This window comes from Streptococcus mitis, from assembly GCF_001579035.1.
In the GTDB taxonomy this organism is placed as follows: Bacteria; Bacillota; Bacilli; order Lactobacillales; family Streptococcaceae; genus Streptococcus; species Streptococcus mitis_J.
On sequence record NZ_KQ970286.1, the window covers coordinates 278,007 to 281,296 of the forward strand.

At 40.3% G+C, this 3,290-nt stretch carries 7 protein-coding genes; 5 read left to right on the forward strand and 2 right to left on the reverse strand.

Annotation, left to right across the window (positions count from 1 at the left end; translation table 11 throughout):
* Together SMIDD26_RS03720 and SMIDD26_RS03725 are read left to right on the forward strand one after the other, a co-directional pair.
* On the forward strand, positions 1-265 hold a 265-nt coding region (locus SMIDD26_RS03720), incomplete at its 5' end, for a hypothetical protein (RefSeq protein ID WP_246746883.1).
* Positions 266-407: 142 nt separating this feature from the next.
* Positions 408-668, forward strand: coding sequence for a DUF1372 family protein (locus SMIDD26_RS03725; RefSeq protein ID WP_061439006.1), 261 nt, complete (start codon positions 408-410; stop codon positions 666-668).
* A gap of 49 nt (positions 669-717) precedes the next feature.
* Here SMIDD26_RS03725 and SMIDD26_RS03730 read toward each other — a convergent pair whose 3' ends face one another.
* Both SMIDD26_RS03730 and mazE read right to left on the reverse strand, forming a co-directional pair.
* The gene (locus SMIDD26_RS03730; RefSeq protein ID WP_061439007.1) at positions 718-1,071 is read right to left on the reverse strand and encodes a type II toxin-antitoxin system PemK/MazF family toxin; all 354 of its coding nucleotides are present in this window, start codon (positions 1,069-1,071) and stop codon (positions 718-720) included.
* On the reverse strand, positions 1,055-1,270 hold the full coding sequence (gene mazE / locus SMIDD26_RS03735; RefSeq protein WP_061439008.1) for a type II toxin-antitoxin system PemI/MazE family antitoxin: 216 nt from the start codon (positions 1,268-1,270) through the stop codon (positions 1,055-1,057). Before mazE ends, SMIDD26_RS03730 begins: the two co-directional genes overlap by 17 nt.
* A gap of 129 nt (positions 1,271-1,399) precedes the next feature.
* Between mazE and SMIDD26_RS03740 the strand changes: the two genes are divergently transcribed.
* The 3 genes from SMIDD26_RS03740 to SMIDD26_RS03750 all read left to right on the forward strand — a co-directional run.
* Positions 1,400-1,828 (forward strand): ArpU family phage packaging/lysis transcriptional regulator, encoded by a 429-nt coding sequence (locus SMIDD26_RS03740; protein WP_061439010.1) that lies wholly within the window; start codon positions 1,400-1,402, stop codon positions 1,826-1,828.
* A 512-nt stretch (positions 1,829-2,340) separates the two neighbouring features.
* Positions 2,341-2,826: a terminase small subunit gene (locus SMIDD26_RS03745; RefSeq protein ID WP_134990126.1), complete on the forward strand. Its 486-nt coding sequence runs from the start codon at positions 2,341-2,343 to the stop codon at positions 2,824-2,826.
* Positions 2,816-3,290 (forward strand): phage terminase large subunit (locus tag SMIDD26_RS03750; RefSeq protein WP_246746884.1); only part of this gene is annotated, 475 nt, incomplete at its 3' end. The genes SMIDD26_RS03745 and SMIDD26_RS03750, both read left to right, overlap by 11 nt.

The following is a 3,290-nucleotide window of genomic DNA, read 5'->3' on the forward strand; positions in this document are numbered from 1 at the left end:
TGGAGGGATGATTATCAAGAATTACAAATATGATTTTTCGAGTGGCAGAATATGCTACACAATTGATTTTGATGACTATGAACAAGCCATGGAACAAACAAAGACAGAATACGGAAGTGTACAAAGAAATGATATTGATGATTTCTTAAGTATGGTTGAGGAATACGACTTTCAAGAAGCTGAGATGATTGAAGCATTCGTTGACTTTCAAAATGATTTGCTCTTATATGGAATTGATTTTGAATTGAAAAATGAGGTGCAGTGATGAAACGGCCAAACAGATACCCGTACACACGAAGCCAATGGCTTGAAGAAACTGTTAATCACTATACATATAAAAGCGATATTTGCTATACAAGTCACATTTTAGAAAATAGACTTACTGGAGAAATAAAGGAGGTCACAGAATGAAACGATTCATAGCTATCTGGATTCTGCTATCTGCTGGATTGAACATCTGGCAGATGGACAGGATTCGAGATTTGGAAGAGAAGAAGCCGATGGTTATCTACAAGGCGGATAACGCAGGCGCTGAGATATTCGGTAAGGTTGTTGAGAAAGGACGACACGGCAAGCTATACACGCTTACCATTCGTGATTACGGGGTGTTCGTAGTTACGAAGGAGCAGTGGGATAAAGTGAAAATTGGGGATGAGGTGATGTTATGACAACAAACATGTGAAGTATAACAAATAACAAAAGCCCAATCCATAAGGACTAGGCTTCGAAGATGAAGTTGTAGAGTTGGACAACCTTCTGAAAACTGGTTGTATCCATGGTTGTGATTTTTTGAGCCCTGCGCTCTCTAAAGTCAAAAGTATAGAGTTGGAGTGGATTGACAGAGCCATCTACCTTATTGGAACGCACAGGAACGAGCAGGCCTTGTTCTTCTAGTCTGCTTTGACCGTGTGTAATAGGGCATACAGCAACAAATCCAGTCTGCTCCGAATATTCTCTACGAGAGACGACAATAGCAGGACGGCGTTTCTGAATCTCACGTCCAACAGACGGGTCAAAGTCAATCCAGATGATGTCCTGTTTTTCTGGAATGTAATCATATTTCGCTGTCAAGGAATCTTACCCCCTCGAAGTCATCTTCCATGCGTAGGTTCGCGTCACCACTAAATGGGTCTGGAATTTTTGGAGCTAGGACAATGACATTATCTACCCCCTTGTAGACAAACATTTCCTGACCTTCTGGAACATTGAGTGTTTTGGGAATGGTTACAGTGACAGAGTTCCCAACCTTACGAGTTTTAACAGTATTCATTTGTTTCTCCTTTATTTCGTATACATACAGTATACACCTAAAAAGGGAGTAAGGCAAGAAAAAAGCCAGCACAGCTGACTTCTCGTGTTATAGTTTCGCATAACTATTATATCATGAGGAGGAGTTCGTGTGCAAATAGAGTTATTGGATATCATCGATGAAAAGAAAACCAGAAAGGAAGCTATCAAAGTCCTTAAAAAATACAGTCGTCTGAGACGGATAGCTGGAGAAGAATACGCTCCGAAAATAACAATATCCTACTCACTTGAGCCAAGATCATCAAGTGGTCAGACAAGTAAGCAGGTAGAAAGCATGGTCTTGCGTAGAGTATCAGCTCAGCAGGACCTAGAACTAATCGCTAAAGCAATCAACAATCTTTCCGATATGGAATATATACGTATCCTAATCGAACGATATTGTAGGAAGAAAAGGAGGGAAGACTACAGCATTTATTCAGAACTAGGTTACTCATCTAGTGAGTATTATCGGATCTTAAACAAAGCTCTATTAGAGTTCGCGGAGTCCTATCAAGCAAGCAACCTTCTGGTTTACAAGTGATTTCTGGGAAAATCTTAGGAAAAATCTGGGAAAATCTTGGGAAAAATCTGGGAAAATCTTGGGAGAATTGGAACGGAAAAACGTGCTAAAATAGTATTATCCAATGATTGGCAACGAACAGTCATGAGGACTCCTAAAAATATAGAGGTTTCGGCCTCTTAGACAGTAAGGACAGGTTAGCAGGTTGTTTGGGTCTCCTTTAAAATTTTTACCAAGCGTACGTTTTACTGCTAGACCAGCTGGTTCAATTCCAGCTACTGTCATTTGAGTGTTTGTGTCCCAGAATGGGGTAGGCAGTAGGCTTAGCATTCATATATCACTCATTAACTTAAAAATGGTTGCAGGAGCGACCGAACCTCGCATGGTTGCGTAGCTACTTATATCCCGGGTAAGTTATAAGCTAGAGGGTTTGATTCCCTCAGAGGTTGTAAAGACTACAAAAAATAAAAATGAAGTCAAAATTTAATACACACGCAAGGTTGTAGTCGCCTTGCAGAAAGGTCACACATCGTGTGGCTTTTTTTGATTTTTTGAAAGGTGGTGATGGAAAATTGAACGAGAGACAGAAACATTTCGCTGATGAGTACATCATCAGTAGAAACGCAACACAATCCGCTATTAAGGTGGGGTACTCAGAGAAAACGGCATATAGCATAGGACAAAGATTGTTGAAAAATGTTGAGATTTCTGAATACATTAAAAAACGTACTGAAGAACTTTTTGACGAACGTTCGATGTCAATCGTAGAAGCCTTGGCAATCTCTGCTAGTATTGCTAGAGGGGAAACTCAACAAGGCTATTCTAAAAAAACTGTAAAGACTGCTGAAGGTGTGGAGGTATCGGAAACGACTTATGAATTTACTCCGACGATTGAAGAAAGACAACGCTCTATAGACCACATATTTAGAGTGAATGGAGCGTATTTAGAGAGAAAAGAAATCGAGATGTCTTCAGCTGTTCAATTCGTTGATGATATAGGATTTGGCGATGAAGCGTAGAATGAGCGAATTTATCCCAAAGGCTTTTTACTCTATGTGGCGTGCAGCATTTGACCCTAAAATCTTACATGTAGTGGAAAAGGGAGGGCGTGGTTCTGGTAAGTCAAGCGACCTCGGACACACTATCATTCAACTGATTATGCGCTATCCAGTCAACGCGGTATGTATTCGTAAGACGGATAATACCTTAGAACAATCGGTCTATGAGCAATTGAAGTGGGCGATTTCAGAGTTAGGTTTGACAAGTGAGTTTAAATTTAACAAGTCGCCTTTAAGAATTACTTACGTTCCAAGAGGCAATTATATCGTTTTCCGTGGTGCTCAAAATCCAGAGCGTATCAAATCCTTGAAAGATAGTCGCTTTCCATTTGCGATTGGTTGGATTGAGGAGTTAGCTGAGTTTAAAACCGAAGATGAAGTAAAGACAATCACCAACTCCCTTCTTCGTGGAGAATTGGATGACG

Excerpts from the sequence above, each read along its gene's own strand:
- mazE (WP_061439008.1), bottom strand. The coding sequence starts at position 1,270 with ATGAATACTGTTAAAACTCGTAAGGTTGGGAACTCTGTCACTGTAACC.
- SMIDD26_RS03725 (WP_061439006.1), top strand. The coding sequence starts at position 408 with ATGAAACGATTCATAGCTATCTGGATTCTGCTATCTGCTGGATTGAAC.